The 16,106-nt window shown below is 61.5% G+C and carries 11 protein-coding genes and 1 pseudogene; 4 read left to right on the top strand and 8 right to left on the bottom strand.

Going from position 1 to position 16,106, the window contains the following annotated elements; all coding sequences use genetic code 11:
• Positions 1-124: 124 nt before the first annotated feature.
• The gene (locus HG421_RS01015) at positions 125-565 is read right to left on the bottom strand and encodes a hypothetical protein (protein ID WP_168968452.1); all 441 of its coding nucleotides are present in this window, start codon (positions 563-565) and stop codon (positions 125-127) included.
• A 1,239-nt stretch (positions 566-1,804) separates the two neighbouring features.
• Positions 1,805-3,172, bottom strand: a complete 1,368-nt coding sequence (locus tag HG421_RS01010) for an IS5 family transposase (protein WP_168968450.1) — start codon at positions 3,170-3,172, stop codon at positions 1,805-1,807.
• Between the two features lie 292 nt (positions 3,173-3,464).
• Here HG421_RS01010 and HG421_RS01005 point away from each other — a divergent pair.
• Positions 3,465-3,643: pseudogene (locus HG421_RS01005) on the top strand (IS4 family transposase); the annotation flags it as partial.
• A gap of 30 nt (positions 3,644-3,673) precedes the next feature.
• Here HG421_RS01005 and HG421_RS01000 read toward each other — a convergent pair.
• The 6 genes from HG421_RS01000 to HG421_RS00975 all read right to left on the bottom strand — a co-directional run bounded on the left by HG421_RS01000 (position 3,674) and on the right by HG421_RS00975 (position 12,970).
• Positions 3,674-4,162 carry a hypothetical protein gene (locus HG421_RS01000; protein ID WP_168968448.1) on the bottom strand — a complete coding sequence of 163 codons (489 nt, stop codon included), beginning with the start codon at positions 4,160-4,162 and terminating at the stop codon, positions 3,674-3,676.
• A gap of 146 nt (positions 4,163-4,308) precedes the next feature.
• The gene (locus tag HG421_RS00995; protein WP_168968446.1) at positions 4,309-5,358 is read right to left on the bottom strand and encodes a DUF262 domain-containing protein; all 1,050 of its coding nucleotides are present in this window, start codon (positions 5,356-5,358) and stop codon (positions 4,309-4,311) included.
• 92 nt (positions 5,359-5,450) lie between these two features.
• Entirely contained in the window at positions 5,451-8,138 is a 2,688-nt protein-coding gene (gene aceE / locus HG421_RS00990) for a pyruvate dehydrogenase (acetyl-transferring), homodimeric type (RefSeq protein ID WP_168968444.1), read from the bottom strand.
• Between the two features lie 1,490 nt (positions 8,139-9,628).
• Positions 9,629-10,642 (bottom strand): arabinogalactan endo-1,4-beta-galactosidase, encoded by a 1,014-nt coding sequence (locus tag HG421_RS00985; protein ID WP_168968442.1) that lies wholly within the window; start codon positions 10,640-10,642, stop codon positions 9,629-9,631.
• A 409-nt stretch (positions 10,643-11,051) separates the two neighbouring features.
• Complete coding sequence (locus HG421_RS00980; protein ID WP_168968440.1) at positions 11,052-12,374, bottom strand: XVIPCD domain-containing protein; 1,323 nt, start codon at positions 12,372-12,374, stop codon at positions 11,052-11,054.
• The gene (locus HG421_RS00975) at positions 12,371-12,970 is read right to left on the bottom strand and encodes a hypothetical protein (protein ID WP_168968438.1); all 600 of its coding nucleotides are present in this window, start codon (positions 12,968-12,970) and stop codon (positions 12,371-12,373) included. Before HG421_RS00975 ends, HG421_RS00980 begins: the two co-directional genes overlap by 4 nt.
• A 185-nt stretch (positions 12,971-13,155) precedes the next feature.
• On the opposite strand from HG421_RS00975, the gene HG421_RS00970 reads away from it, so the two are divergent.
• The 3 genes from HG421_RS00970 to HG421_RS00960 are packed head-to-tail and all read left to right on the top strand — an operon-like array spanning position 13,156 to position 16,072.
• On the top strand, positions 13,156-15,228 hold the full coding sequence (locus HG421_RS00970; protein WP_343204223.1) for a SpoIIE family protein phosphatase: 2,073 nt from the start codon (positions 13,156-13,158) through the stop codon (positions 15,226-15,228).
• Entirely contained in the window at positions 15,225-15,656 is a 432-nt protein-coding gene (locus HG421_RS00965) for an ATP-binding protein (RefSeq protein WP_168968436.1), read from the top strand. Before HG421_RS00970 ends, HG421_RS00965 begins: the two co-directional genes overlap by 4 nt.
• Positions 15,653-16,072, top strand: coding sequence for an STAS domain-containing protein (locus HG421_RS00960; protein ID WP_168968434.1), 420 nt, complete (start codon positions 15,653-15,655; stop codon positions 16,070-16,072). Before HG421_RS00965 ends, HG421_RS00960 begins: the two co-directional genes overlap by 4 nt.
• Positions 16,073-16,106 lie beyond the last annotated feature (34 nt).

Raw genomic sequence — 16,106 nt, 5'->3', positions numbered from 1 at the left:
CAGCCCACAGCGTAGCGAAAACTGGTAGTTCCGGCACGCCTGCGCGGCCGGTAACGCCTTACTGTGACTGGAATGGTGTGGATTTTCAGGGACGACTAATTATCTCCGTTACTGGAGTTTCAATTCAATCAATCTTCATTGAATACATATTCGCTGCTGCAATTCCGGCTGACTTATCAAAGTAGATAATAGTAAACGGCACCGGATCGCCGGGCTGGCAGGTTCCCGGTGAACTCGGAATGCTCGGCAGTGTGGCCAATCCACCGGCGGTCACAATCAGACAAGCTTTGGGTCGATAAAGCAACTTCGACGACCCAGTCACGTCCATCTCGACTCCAGCGGGATTGACTAGTTTGACCTCAATTTGAAATGAACTTCCGCGGCTAACGCCCACTTGTGCAGCGGCGGCCTGTCGCATCAATTCATCCTGTGAGGTGATTTTTGCCAGCTCCCACTCGCCTAGTAGTTGTTTGCCAGGAATAGCGGCACGAATGGTCCATGTAGGCGGAACGTCATTTTGTGCATACACACTAGTTGGGAACGCACCGAGAAGCAATAAAATCAAGGTCCGACCTGGCATACTTTTCCTCCGAATCCAGAGTTTATATCAATTGGGAGTCCGCGATAATTACGATTAGCGAGGCACTGCGAACGCACTCTCTCGCGAGCCAAACGGACAAAGACGCCTCCGAACTCATAGTACTGGTTGGGGTACCCGGGATCGGTCGTAAGGAGACACGGGGCGATTTGCTCTCCTACTAAATCCCAGTCCTTCTGAGTTCCACATCCATGCGCTTCAAGGGCACTCTTTAGGTCTACTTGAACGTGATACCAGCCCATACTGGAAAAGCACTCTCTGTCGGCGATCCACTTACCGCCCGGCACTACGCTCAGTAAGCCTTGCATTCCACCGCAGTTAGTTTCGACTATTGGCCAACCACCATCACCATCTAGGTAGGGTTTTGCAAAAGCAGGAATAACCAAGTCCATCCACTGGCAATTATCCATCTGACAACGTAATTCACAGGATTTTTTTGCTATACACGTCTGTTGAGTGTGGAAAAGGCGGCGCGGATCAACTAAATTTTTCTGAGTTGCCTGCAGTTCCGCAACGCTTTCACCACAACCAAAGGTGCTGTTTTCCGGATAGCCCGGACACGCATTTGGCACGCGCCAGCACTCACCGGTACTGTAATCCTTAACAACGAATCCTGGCCTACAAACTCCCCGAATCATGATGCTACGAACGTAGGGTAAAGGTTGGGATGGAGGCGACAGGCCATCAGGCCTATATGTGTAACACTGATGTGTGAAATCGACTCGCCCCCACCACTGCTGAGGAGAAGGATAATAAATGACGGGAAACGTTTCTACCTCAGCTCTCTCACACCGCCTTCGCCAAAAATCTGACTCCGGAACGTCCCAGCCATCTATTTCAATATAATCGCCAATAGCTTTTTTTTTCGCCTCACCCTCAGCACTAAACATCTGGCTACGGTATCCGAAAGGATCACGTGCCCCCCCTTTGTAGATATCGCACGGCCCGGATTGGCACTCTGCGAAGTATTGGAGATTCTGCGCTTGGACTCTATTTGCAGAAACTAGAGACAGCAAGATACAAAGTGCGAGAAGACAATCCCACGCAAATTTTCCTGAAACAGTCCGTTGCATACCTCGTCAATCCTCTTATGAAGTTGGCCAGTCCCCATTGATCCGCCGGCTAGCTACCGCTGTACACCGGCGCATACGCAGCATGCAACGCCTTTGCGGCCTAGTCTATCTAGTCGTCTCTGAAAAATCCTTTTCAGACGCCAATTGCGAGCTGTGACCGATCCATGGCGCCCAGGGATAACTGCGACATGGTACGGATCCAGGCACGCAAAAGCGCGATCCAGCGCATCAACCAGCGCAGGTTGTAGCCGGCGGCGCAGCCCAGTACGTGCAGTGCATCGCCTTGGGTGCCCTTTAATCTGCAGCGGCGCAGCCGGCAGTCGTCTTTCAGATGGCCGATCACCGGCTCCACCGCTTGCCGTCGCTTGATCCAGTGCCACTGCCGGCGCGTCAGCGTCTTGGCTTTCCCACGGTGCAGCACCTGTACCCCATCGACCTCGCGCCCGCGATAGCCCAGGTCCATGATCGCTACCGTCGGGGCGACAGCCACGTCTTGCAGCAATCCGCGTGTCTGCTCCAGTTGCTCGGCCAAGGTATCGCCGTCGTACGGATTGCCGGGGAAACTGCGCGCACCCACGACCAATCCCTTGCAGGCCGTCACCGCAATGCCGACCTTCACGCCAAACTCGTACGGTTGACGCGCTTTGCCCTTGCCGATGCATTCCACCTCCGGAGCATGCAACGCATACAGCTTGTGCTTGTCCTTGGGGTGTTGCGTGTACAGGCGTTGCGCACGGTCCAGCCACACAGCGATGCGCTCGCGCACGCTGTCCTCCACTGCGTCCAGCTTGCGCTGCATATCGCGCACCACGCGCCCCAACACTGTGCGTTGGCGCCGCAGCGCAGCTCGCATGCGCTTGAACTGGCGCGCATGGGCATAGCGGCCCGCCTTGCGGCTCAAGGCAGGGCCTTGCCGTGCGTAGGTTTGCCGCAGCGCAATACCGTGGCGCTTGGCCAGCAGCACCAGCTTCTTGCGTGCCACCTCCAGCAGACGGCTGTCGGTCGGATAGGCGATTGCCTTTTCCTGCACCGTGGTATCCACGATCACCCGCGACAGCTCGCGTGCATCCACCGCCCTCATCGCGTGCGCCGCATTGATCGTGTGCGCCAGGACCTCTTCCATCCCAGCTTCGCCCAGGCGCTGACGCCAGCGCGTCAGCGAACTGGCATCGCATGGCAGACGCGTCTGGAACACCACCTCACCGGTGAAGAACTGCCAGTACGGATTCTCCAGCCAGCGCTCGCACACCGCTTCGTCGGACAGGTCATAGGCGTGCTTGAGGTACAGCAAACCGGTCATCAAGCGCACCGGCAAGGCCGGACGCCCACCTCCAGCGGGCGTGGCCGGCAAGTGCGAGCAAAGCGCCTGCTCCAACGCGGCCCACGGCATCCGTTGACTCAACTGCGCCAGCGGATGGCGCAGATCGATCTGGTTCTCCAGGCGCGAACGAAACAACTCCTCGGCGGGGGTGTCTTCGGCAGCAGGGCGGCGTGTACGCATGGACGGAAATTGCAAGAAATCAGCCCACAGCGTAGCGAAAACTGGTAGTTCCGGCACGCCTGCGCGGCCGGTAACGCCTTACTGTGACTGGGATGGTAGGGATTTTCAGGGACGACTATCTATACTTGCACTTGCCTGCCATTCGGCTTCAACTCAGCCCCGCTGTCAGAGTAGTGTCGGACTCGACACGATTTAAAGAGAGGCAATAATGAGGGGTTGAAGTGGCACGATAGGGGCAACAGCCCAAAGGCACGGCGATGGCACGGTTATTGCCACCGATATCGCCCAGTGACTATCGCTGCGCAACAGCACACGCAAGCTCTACTCGACACTGCGCGTCGGCGGTGAGGCGTCGATCAGACATTCGCCGATGGAACCGGTCTCGCGCTGGCTGGAACGCTTGCGCGCACTGCCCGACGCAGTGCGTGAGTAAATGACGCTGGTGCCGTAAAAACGCGTGGATACCTATGAACCTGACTCCGTGTCACCTCTGTCCCCACACTAATGGGGCCATTTCACGGCTGCGCTTACAACGCAGTGTTCGACAATCTCATCAATGCGACAGACGATTCTTTTCAAATCACCTACCGATACGAGTCCACCCATTGATTCAGGTGTTACGGCACCGTGCGCAACATCATTCCTGCGATCAGCAAGTGTGTTTAGCTCTTGCTTGTGTACAGGTGAGGGGAAGACCTCACCGGGAAGTCCGAAGAGTCGCCATGCAATATCAAGGTGATCAGGCCTAACAGTTCGGCCGTCATATGGAATCTTGAAAACTGGGAGGCCCACTCCCACACCGCCCAAGTCCCCCATTAAATCCGCAACCTTTTCCCAGCGCCTTAAAGCCTTGCCATCCGATATGCCACTAATCCTGTCGTAGTAGAAGACACTAAGTGCGACTGCACTACGCCGCCTCCTAACATATGACGCACTCTGAATTCTGGAGCATATTTCTACCAAATACTTCTTCCAGAAATCTTCGAGCACGGCACATAACCACACCATGGTAAGCGCCTTAGAACTCTTTGCATATAAAGTGTATCTTGGATCAATTGCTAAAGAGTCGAGATGCACAAGGGAGCTACGAATCGCCTGTATATCTTGCGAGAACTTTCCATGTCCAAAATCCATAACTAAACCCCAGGCTTCGCGCCCTGAAGAAGCTCTTTAGCTCGATCAATACGCCCATGCAGAGATTTTTTTGTATTTGTCCCCCCAGTACTAAGCTTAAGAAGCTGCCTATCCCTTAGCCAGCCTTCCACTGGAGATAGCTTTACTTTCTTGCGCGATAGCTCCAATGCACCAACAAGGACACCTTCCGCCAGATTTAAGGGTGTCACTGAGTAATTTTCCTTTAGGATAGCGCCAGGGTGGATTTTCGAAAACCTCTTGATCAAGGTTGAAAACTCCGTCCTCATTGCACCAACGCTATCAAGCGACTGATTGTCACGCGCGAAATTATTCAAAAACGATGTAACCTGACCATCAAAGTGATCGCGAGCATTAGAATAAGCAAATATCTTTAGGATAAATTCCTCCATAGTGCCATCATCTTGATGGCCCTTTTGAAGCTTAATCAACCTAGCAAGCCCCTTATCCTGAGCAGCCTCACTCAGGAAGTCAGAGAGCGCACCTTGATACACGCAAGCCCGGATCTCTTGTGAAGATAACTCTATCCCGCCAGTGTTAAGCCTCTCGAAAGTATCAAATCTGACATTCATATCAGACTTATCGCTGAGCGACGTAACCCGAAGAGCCCGCTTCATCAGATGAAGCTGAATCGACTCCGGCAGCTCCAAGAAGGTCTTCCCATTAAAACTTGACAATTTCTCAAGTCCACAAAGCTTAAGAGAGTTTGTTTTTCCAATAGTATTCGAGAGATTTTTCTCGCTTCCAGCGAAATGAACCAGAGATGATATCCGTTGTAATCCATCAACCAACTCCCAAGTCCCATCTTTATTAGTAGCCATAAATACTGTTGGAACCGGCAATCCCAGCAGCACTGACTCAACCAGTTTTGATTCCCGCGTCTCGTCCCACCTAAATTTTCTTTGATACTCTGGAGCCCTATCTATCTCCCCTTCCTCAACCATTCGAACTAATTCACGAACGGTTACATCGAAGTTGTCGACGTCTACCTTTTTCCGCTGCGAGTCAAACTGAGAATTAAGATCCGCCGTCATCCGTATTTCCTTTTTAAGCATAGGAGAGGCGATTTACGCCTCACCCAAATCTTGAACCTGCCGGCCCGTAGCCGGCCAGTATAAGTAATCCATCAAACCCCAACCGGATTCGCCTTCTCAGGATCAATCTTGTACTGCTTGATCGCCCGGGCCACATCCTTGCCCGTCATCTTCCCATCCTTAGCAAGCGCGGCAATCGCCGCGTGCGCGATGTAATAGCGGTCGACCTCGAAGAAGCGGCGCAGGTTGGCACGCGTGTCCGAGCGACCGAACCCATCCGTGCCGAGCACGGTGTAGGTCATCGGGACGAAGGCGCGGATCTGGTCGGCGAAAGCGCGCACGTAGTCGGTTGCGGCGATGGCCGGGCCCTGGCGGCCTTCCAGCAGCTGGGTGACGTAGGGCTTGCGCTGTTCGGCTTCCGGGTGCAGGCGGTTCCAGCGTTCCACGGCGTAGCCGTCGCGGCGTACTTCGTTGAGGCTGGGGCAGGACCAGATGTCGGCGGTGACGCCGAAGTCCTTGTCCAGCAGCTCGGCCGCGGCAATGGCCTCGCGCAGGATGGTGCCGCTGCCCAGCAGCTGCACGCGCAGCTCGCCCTTCTTGGGCTTGCCGGCGTCCTTGAGCAGGTACATGCCCTTGATGATGCCCTCGGCTGCGCCGTCCGGCATGCCGGGGTGGGCGTAGTTCTCGTTCATCAGGGTGATGTAGTAGTACTCGTCGATCTGGTCTTCCATCATCGCCTTCATGCCGTGCTGCATGATGACGGTGACTTCGAAACCGAAGGTCGGGTCGTAGCTACGCACGTTGGGGATGGAGCCGGCGATGACCTGGCTGAAGCCGTCTTCGTGCTGCAGGCCTTCGCCGTTGAGCGTGGTGCGGCCGGCGGTGCCGCCGAGCAGGAAGCCACGCGTGCGCATGTCCGCTGCCTGCCAGGCAATGTCGCCCACGCGCTGGAAGCCGAACATGGAGTAGTAGATGTAGAACGGCAGCATCGGCACATCGGACACCGAGTAGCTGGTGCCGGCGGCCATCCACGAGGCAATCGCGCCCGGCTCGCTGATGCCCTGCTGCAGCACCTGGCCGGTCTGGTCTTCGCGGTAGTACATCAGCTGGTCGGCATCGACCGGCTTGTACTTCTGGCCGAACGGGGCATAGATGCCGATCTGGCGGAACATGCCTTCCATCCCGAAGGTGCGCGCCTCATCGGCCACGATCGGCACGATGCGCGGGCCCAGTTCCTTGTCGCGCAGGGCGATGTTGAGGCTCTGCACGAACGACATGGTGGTGGAATAGCTGCGCTCGCCGCTGTCCTTGAGCAGGCGCTCGAACTTGTCGAGCGTGGGCGCCACGAACGACTTGCTGGCCTTGGGCCGGCGCGAGGGCAGGAAGCCGCCCAGCACGTTGCGGCGTTCTTTCAGGTACTGCACTTCCGGGGAATCTTCGCCGGGGTGGTAGAACGGCACCTGGCCGTCTTCCAGCTGGGCGTCGGTCACCGGAATGTTGAAGCGGTCGCGGAAATGCTTGACCGCCGCGTCGTCCAGCTTCTTGGTCTGGTGGGTGGGGTTGAGCGCCTCACCGGCCGAACCCATGCCGTAGCCCTTGACCGTCTTGGCCAGGATCACGGTGGGCATGCCGGTGGTGTTCACGGCCTGGTGGTAGGCGGCGTACACCTTGTGCGGGTCGTGGCCGCCGCGGTTCAGGCGCCAGATGTCGTCGTCGGACAGGCCGGCGACCATCGCCGCGGTCTCCGGGTACTTGCCGAAGAAATTCTCGCGGGTATAGGCGCCGCCGAAGGCCTTGCAGTTCTGGTATTCGCCGTCGACGGTTTCCATCATCAGCTTGCGCAGCACACCGTCGGTGTCCTTGGCCAGCAGCGCGTCCCAGTAGCCGCCCCAGAGCAGCTTGATGACGTTCCAGCCGCCGCCACGGAACACGCCTTCCAGTTCCTGGATGATCTTGCCGTTGCCGCGCACCGGGCCGTCCAGGCGCTGCAGGTTGCAGTTGACCACGAAGATCAGGTTGTCCAGACCTTCGCGGCCGGCCAGCGCGATGGCGCCGAGGGTTTCCGGCTCGTCGCTCTCGCCGTCGCCGATGAAGCACCACACCTTGCGGTCGGACTTCTCGATCAGGCCGCGGTTTTCCAGGTAGCGCATGAACTGCGCCTGGTAGATGGCGGCCAGCGGGCCCAGGCCCATCGACACGGTGGGGGTCTGCCAGAACTCGGGCATCAGCCACGGGTGCGGGTAGGAGGAGATGCCCTGGCCGTCCACTTCCATGCGGAAGTTGTCCAGCTGCGATTCGCTGATGCGGCCTTCGAGGAAGGCGCGGGCGTAGATACCCGGCGCGCTATGGCCCTGGATGAACAGCAGGTCGCCCGGGTGGCTATCGGAGGGCGCGCGCCAGAAGTGGTTGAAGCCCACGTCGTACAGGGTGGCGCTGGAGGCGAACGAGGCGATGTGGCCGCCCAGGTCGCCCGGCTTGCGGTTGGCCCGCACGACGGTGGCCATGGCGTTCCAGCGGATGATCGAACGGATCTTCCACTCCAGCGCGGAGTCGCCGGGGTTCTTGGCCTCGTTGGCCGGAGAGATGGTGTTGACGTACTCGGTGGTGGGCGAGAACGGCAGGTAAGCGCCCGCCCGGCGGGTCTGCTCGACCATGCCTTCCAGCAGCTGATGGGCGCGCTCCGGGCCTTCGACGTCAATGACGGCCTTGATCGATTCGAGCCACTCCTGGGTCTCGAGCGGGTTCGGATCGTTGTGCAGCACTTCGTTCAACCAGTTCATTAGCGCTCCCGGGGGGACACACCCCGCGGGTGTGTCGACATCGTGAATTCGTGAACCCCCAAGTGTACCGCACGCACCTCTTGCCATTCCTCGCTACGGTGGCGTATGGAATGGGACGGTGTCATGCATGGGTGCGAGGATCCGGCGTAGCGGGCGCGGCCGGTGTACGACCAAAGGATGAGAGCCAGCATGCGGCGGAGCCGCCGCATGCGCACTTCTTTCATCGGGACATTGTCCTGCTTCATTGGGGGAGACGGTGCTCCGCCCGGCGGATGAGGGTGCGGGTGAAGCCCTCGTGCAGTTGTGATTACACGAGGGCTTCGCTCCGTACCCTCACCCCAACCCCTCTCCCGCAGGAGAGGGGCTTTTCGCCGCTGACTGTCGGGTGCCGTGCTTGCTTCCCTTCTCCCGCCGGGAGAGGGTGCCGCAAAGGGGCGGATGAGGGTACGGGCGATGCCTCGTGCGTTTTGGGTGCAAGAGGGCTTCGCCCCGTACCCTCACCCCAACCCCTCTCCCGCAGGAGAGGGGCTTTTCGCCGCTGACTGTCGGGTGCCGTGCTTGCTTCCCTTCTCCCGCCGGGAGAAGGTGCCCCAAAGGGGCGGATGAGGGTACGGGCGATGCCTCGTGCGTCTTGGGTGCAAGAGGGCTTCTCCCCGTACCCTCACCCCAACCCCTCTCCCGCAGGAGAGGGGCTTTTCGCCGCTGACTGTCGGGTGCCGTGCTTGCTTCCCTTCTCCCGCCGGGAGAAGGTGCCCCAAAGGGGCGGATGAGGATGCGGGCGAAGCCTCGTGCGTCTTGGGTGCAAGAGGGCTTCGCTCCGTACCCTCACCCCAACCCCTCTCCCGCAGGAGAGGGGCTTTTCGCCGCTGACTGTCGGGTGCCGTGCTTGCTTCCCTTCTCCCGCCGGGAGAAGGTGCCCCAAAGGGGCGGATGAGGGTACGGGCGATGCCTCGTGCGTCTTGGGTACAAGAGGGCTTCGCCCCGCACCCTCACCCCAACCCCTCTCCCGCAGGAGAGGGGCTTTTCGCCGCTGACTGTCGGGTGCCGTGCTTGCTTCCCTTCTCCCGCCGGGAGAAGGTGCCCCAAAGGGGCGGATGAGGATGCGGGCGAAGCCTCGTGCGTCTTGGGTGCAAGAGGGCTTCGCTCCGTACCCTCACCCCAACCCCTCTCCCGCAGGAGAGGGGCTTTTCACCGCTGACTGTCGGGTGCCGTGCTTGCTTCCCTTCTCCCGCCGGGAGAAGGTGCCCCAAAGGGGCGGATGAGGGTACGGGCGATGCCTCGTGCGTCTTGGGTGCAAGAGGGCTTCGCCCCGTACCCTCACCCCAACCCCCGCTCCGCGCCCCGGCCCACGCTTGCGGCGCGGGCGCTCCAAGGCACGCGCGCCGGTGGCGCGCAAGCCGTGCCTGCTCGCCCCGGGGGGGAGAGGGGCTTGATCCCCCGCATCAGGACGGATCGGGACGGCGGGCGGAAAACGGGCAAACAAACCCCAATCAGAACGCCTGCAACGCTTCGGTCAATTGGCCGTTGTTGTTGACCGCGCCCATGGTGTAACCCTGCCAGCCCGGGTAGGCGTTGGGCTCCCAATAGAACACGCCGAGCACCTGCTTGCTGTGGGTCTTGTTGATGGCGTCGCTGCGGCTGAGCAGGTTGCTGAGCATGGCGCGGGTGGTGGCGGCCTGCTGCCAATCCATGCCGACCTCGGCCACCACCACGTCGCTGCCGTAGCGCGCAATCATGTCGCGCATGTTGGTGTCCAGGCGGCTGTTGTAATCCTGCCAGCTGCCGACGGGCGGGTAATGCGACATGCCGATGACATCCCACTTGCCGCCGGCCGAGCGCAGGTTGTCGAAGAACCAGCGGAAGTTGGCGTTGTCGTAGCCATTGGCCAGATGCACGACGACCTTGGCGTTGGGGTACACCGCCTTGGTGGCGTTGTAGCCGCTGTTGATGAACTGGCCAAGGGTGGCGAAGTTGGGCGTCTTGCCCTCGTTCCACAACATGCCGCTGTTGATCTCGTTGCCCACCTGCACCCAGGTGACGGTGACGCCGTTGTCCTTGAGGTATTTGAGGATGCCCTGGGTATGGCTGTACACATCGGTGTTGAGCTGGGCCACGCTGTGCCCGGCCCAGGCGGCCGGCTTGGTCTGCTTGCCCGGGTCGGCCCAGCTGTCGCTGTAGTGGAAGTCGATCATGATGCGCATGCCCTGCGCGGCGGCGCGCTTGGCCTTATCGAGAGTGTCGCGGCCATCGTTCCAGCCGCCGGAGGGGTTGACCCATACGCGCAGGCGAATGGCGTTGCCGCCGACATCCTTGAACAGCTTGATGAAGTCGGTGGTCTTGTTTGAGGCATCGCGAAACACCTGCGGCGGGTTGTTCGCCGCCTGTTGATTGAGCCAGCTGACATCGGCGCCTTTGGCAATGCCCTGGGCGTAGGCGCCGGCACTGAGGACAGACAGCAGCAACACCAACAGCACGCGGCCGTAGCCGGATTGAAAAACGCTCATGAATGCTCCGTTGATCGATGGATGTCGCGCCAGATGGCGCCCGGGCGGGGCCTCCCAGATCCCATTACGCGTCTGCGGCGCTGCAAGCACTGGATCCTGCCTGCCCTGCCTCGCCGCAAACCGGTGGCGATTCAAACACGGCGCCGCAACGCGCTTGAGGTCGCTATAGGTGCGCCACTCTTGCGGCATATCTCGGCATAGGAAAATGCTGGCCGGGTAGTAGTTCCGTCACCACACGGTTGTGCGGGCGCAGCAGGAAACCTGCGCATGACTGCGCGATCGAATAAAAAAAAACGCCGGGCTGGCCGGCGTTCTCTTGTAGCTGATGGCGGAACGCAATGGCCGGAATACACCATGACGACCTGGCAGAGGACTGCAAAGACGACCCAACTCGATCGCTACGGCTGCCTCAGCCCATTGCGCGTGCACCCTGCTGCTGTTGCTGGGTCTGTGCCTGCTGTTGCTCCAGCGCCACCGACTGACGTGCGGCATTGTCGGCTACACGCTGGCTGCTCTGCTCGAGCGGGGTATTGATGGCCGTCATGGTGTCCACGCTCACGCGCAGCTGCCCGGGATCTTCGGCGCGCCCCTGCACGGCGAAGGTACGCGCGGCGTCCGGGCTCATCATCACCGCATCGATGCGCTGGCCACCAGCGGCGTGCATCTCCGATGCCAGGCTGCCCGCCAGCTGCGCGCTGTGCTGGTCCGGGGTGCGGCCGGCGCGGGCATCTTGCGCATGCACACCGCGCTGGGCGTCCTGAAATAGTGAGTTGCCCAGGTGCCCCGGCTGGTCGATGCGCAACGATGTGTGGTCGTTACCATGCTCACGCGCATCGCGCCTGGCCGGCTCGCCTGGTGCGAGTGGGCCGCGGACGGCATCGATCAGATCCTGCCCAAGGCCGGGAGCACTGCGCGTCAGGATGGTGGTGCCGGTGCGCAGCCCATTCACATCGCTGCGGTATTCGTCGATCATCCGCGCGTTCTGTTCGGCGAGCGGGCGCGCGTTGGGGTCCTTCAGCGCGGACTGCTCGCCCAGGAAATTGCCCAGCTTGTGCGCACCCAACGATGCCCCCGCAGCCACGAGCGGATCGTCTGGAATCAGGAAATTGGCCTTGCTGTTGCTGTAACCGGTCGCACTCAAGGTGGAAATTTCGCCGGGCTTGGCGTAGATGCGTACCTGCCCGAAGTGCGGTGACGCCGCGCTGACCGGGTCTGACGCCATCACGTGGTTGATCACGCTGTTGCCGCCTTCGGGAATGCGGTAACTCAGGCTGGCTGCGCCATAGGCGTTGAAGGTCTCGCCCTTGAGGTCGTAGTGGTGTGCGGAGATCTGCGCAAGCGCGCCGCCGAGAGAGTGGCCGGTGACGGTGACTTGCGGCTGATGCCCGGTTCGATTGCCAACGTCCTTGGCGATATCCAAAGCACTCTTCGTCAATGCCAGTGCATCGGCGGCCTGCGGGTTGGTCCGCGAGGTGACCATGGATGCGTCGGTGAGAATGTCGTTGACCGCGCCCTCGGTGCCGCGATGCGCAACCACGATTTCGCCGGTCCCTTCACGCCGATAGATCGTGCCCTGATAGCCGTTGGCCTTGTTGTTGACATGATCGAGAACGGCGTAACGCTGCCCCTCGATCGTGACGATTTCTTCCTGCCCCGGCGCACGCCGTCCAACGGCACGATCCTTGTAGACATCCTCGGACAAGCCTGCGTATTGCTGAGAAGGGACGGTCATGGCGCAACTTCCTTGGCAGCCAGTGTGATGGTGAACAGCTCATCGCGAATATCGGGTTTGAATTGCTCGGCACTGAGCTCGCCCGTGTCCGGAAAACTCTTCGATTCCGAGCGCGGGTAACCCTTGGCCCAGTAATACTTCGTCAACGCCTGCTGCGCAGTCACCGTCTTGGCTTCGATAAACGACAGGAAGCGGGTTTCCTCTTCCGCACCGGTTGCCTTGAGCAGCACGCTGGCGCCACTGAATTCCCAATGGCAGACGCCGCGGCCGTAATAGTCTTCGTCCTGCATCAGATCCAGATAGACGGTGCCGCGATATTCGGTATCGGACACCTTCTTCAGCGCAAAGTCTTCCTGGCTGGTGATGCGGCCCGCAGTGCCGGTCTCCGGCTGGATCTTGCCGCACTCGGCTTCGTTGCTGACGTCGTACTGCGCCGCACCTTGCACAAGGCCGAAGGCGCCCGGTGCGTCCTTCAAGGTAAGGGTGACCTCGAAGGCTTTGCGCGGACTGGGATTGAGCTTGGCCAGGCCGCGGCCGCCGGCATCGACATCGGCTTTAGCGACAGCCTCGGCGGCGGGGGATGAGGTCTGGTTCATGCTGGTCTCCGGGGGGCTGCAGGCCGTGCAAAAAAGGGCCAGCAGGCTCGGAACAAGAATCTGGCGCAAGGCCGGCCTCCGTGGCAGTTGGGCCGCCAATCTAGTGCGGCTGGGCCCGCAGGGTCAATGAGGAGCAGATGAGGACGAGGCCGCTTGCATACCTTGCTGCGCGGGGCAAAAGTGCCATGATCGGCAGTACCAGCCGCCAGGGAGCGCGTGTCATCGTCATCTCCGTCGCCCGCCCCGAGGCCAGCGCCCCGCCAGTACCGGTCACCCCGCGCGTGCACTGGCGCAACAGCCTGCGCGTGCGGGTGCTGCTGGCCGCCACCGCGCTGCTGGTGGTGTTGCTCACGGTGCTGGGCACGGTGTTCTACCTGGGTGCGCGCGCGGAGCTGGTGGAGGCGGCACGTATTGAGGTGGACGGGCTGACCGAACAGACGGCGCGCAGCCTGGCGGCGATGCTGGATTCGGTACAGGTGAGCGGACGCACGCTGGCGGCCAGCAGCAGCGCGGTGGGGCTGCAACCATTCAACTTGCGCGCACTGCTGCTGGCCACGCTCAGCGGCGACCTGGATATCGGTGCGGCGCGCCTGATCATCGAACCACGCACGCAGAAGGCCAGCGACGCCGGTTTTGTCTGGAACGTGCACCGCGATGGCACGCGCATCGTGGAGCGCTCTGCGCTGGAGGTGGGCTACGACTACCGCGCGATGCCGTGGTACCAGCGCACCCAGCGCGATGGCCGGGCGTGGTGGTCCGAGCCGTATCTCAACAGCAATGGCGGCAACGCGCTGTACACCAGCTACAACCTGCCCTTGCGGCGGCCCGGCGATGCGCCGGACGCGGCGCCGGTGGGCATGGTGAGCGTGGACCTGCCGCTGCAGCATCTGCGCGAGATCATCGACCAGCTGCCGCGCGATATCGGCATCCAGCCGATGCTGCTGTCGCCCGAAGGCATGCTGGTGCTCAGCCCGGACCCGGCGCTCAACCTGCGTCGCACGCTGGACGGTTATGTCACACGCTCGCGGCCGGATCTGCGGCCGTTGCAACGCGCGGTGGCAGCGGGCCAGCCGATCTCGTTTTCGCACACCGCGCCCGATGGCGAGCGCTTTCTGACCCATAGCGCGGCGGTGGGGCATAGTGGCTGGACCTTCGTGTTGTCTGCCTCCGAAGCCTATGTACTGTCGGGCCTGAACTGGCTGGCGACCTGGGTGGCGGTAGCGGCCTTGCTGGGGGCGGTGGTGTGGTGGTGGCTGATGCGGCGGATCACCCGCTCGCTGACACGGCCGATCGAAGAGTTGACCGACACCGCCGAGCATTTCCGGCGCGGCGAATTCGAATACCCGTTGCGGCACATCGAACGCGATGACGAAGTGGGGGTGATGGCGCGCGCCTTCGATAGCGCACGCGATGCGATCCGCCACCATATTGCCGAGATCGGCGAGATGACCGCCGCGCGCGAGCGCATGCACAGCGAGTTGCAGATTGCGCGCGAGATCCAGCAGGCGATGCTGCCGTCCGGGCGCACCTTCGACCGTGCCAGCTCGCACCTGGAAACCTGCGCCTGGCTGGAGCCGGCCAAGGCGGTGGGCGGCGATTTCTACCATTTCTTCGAGACCGAGCCGGGCCTGTTGTGGTTCGTGGTGGGCGATGTCTCCGACAAGGGCGTGCCGGCGGCGCTGTTCATGGCGCGCGCGGTGAGCGTGCTGGAAATCGCCGCGCGCCGGCACACGCGCCCGGACGGCATCCTGATCGCCGCTTCCACCCGCCTGGCCGAAAACAACGACACCTGCATGTTCGCCACCGTGCTGTGCGGGCTGATCAATGTGGTGAGCGGCGACTACTGGCTGGCCAGCGCCGGGCACGAGCCGCCGCTGTTGATCGATATCGATGGCAAGGCCTACCCGTTGCCGCTGGAAACCGGCGCCCCGCTGGGGATCGAGCCACAGGTGGCGTACCCGGTGCTGCAGGGGCGCATGAGCGCTGGGCAGACCCTGCTGGGCTATACCGACGGGGTGACCGAGGCGATGGACGAGCATGGCGCCAGCTATGGGCTGGAGCGCCTGATCGGCGCATTGCGGCCACGCCGCAGCGCGGCGGCGCAATGCAAGGCGGTGATTGCCAACATCGCCCACTTCACCGGCAAGGCCGACCCCTACGACGACATCACCCTGCTGGCGATCCGGCTGCGGCAGGAGCATGCTGGACGGGTGGCAGAGGCTGGCCGGGAACGTCCCGGAAAGGCAACGACCCCATGAAGCTCGATCTGGCCATCGCCCCGTCGCTGGCCCAACTGGCCGGCGCCAACGACGCGCTGGAAGATTCGCTGACGCGCGAAGGCCTGCATGCCGAACGGATCGGCCAGGTGCGGCTGATCGTGGAAGAGCTCGGTTGCAATGCGCTCACCCACGGCCAGTGCGCGGAGCAACCGCTGCGCCTGCAGCTGCAGCTCGACCCGCAGGCGCTGGTGCTGGAGATGCACGACTCTGGCACCGCCTTCGACCCCTGCGGCGCCGCCATGCCCGATGTGACCGGCGAGCTCGACGATAGGCAGATCGGCGGGCTAGGGTTGTTTCTGGTGCATCAGTTCGCCGATCACATCGATTACCGCCGCGATGGTGCATACAACATCGTGCGCATCACCCTGCTGCACCCGTACGCCCCTGTCCCCGAGGCTTTGTCATGACCACGCTCGCCATTCAGATCGACCCGCCACAAGACACCCGTCAACGCGTCATCCTGACCGGGCGGCTGGACACCCATACCTACCAGGACCTGGACGCGGCGCTGTCGCCGTTGCTGGGCACCCGCATCACCACCCTGGTGCTGGACCTGGCCGCACTGGAATACATCTCCAGCGCCGGCATTCGCAGCATCTTCAAGGCGCGCAAGGCGCTGGCCACGCGTCAGGGCAAGGTGCTGGTGTCGCACCCGCAACCACAGATCCGCAAGGTCTTCGACATGGTCAAGGCAGTGCCGCTGAGCGATGTGTTCGCCTCCACCGAGGAGCTGGACGCCTATCTGGCGGCGATGCAGCGCAAGGTGATCGAACAGAGCGCGCAGGGCGACGCGCCGATCGTGCCGCACTTCGCCGAAGCCTAGCGCTTGCATCGCCTGCGCATACACGTGGGGACGT

It is taken from the genome of Xanthomonas campestris pv. badrii (assembly GCF_012848175.1).
GTDB lineage: Bacteria > Pseudomonadota > Gammaproteobacteria > Xanthomonadales > Xanthomonadaceae > Xanthomonas > Xanthomonas campestris_C.
This window is presented reverse-complemented; position numbering and strand designations above follow the sequence as displayed.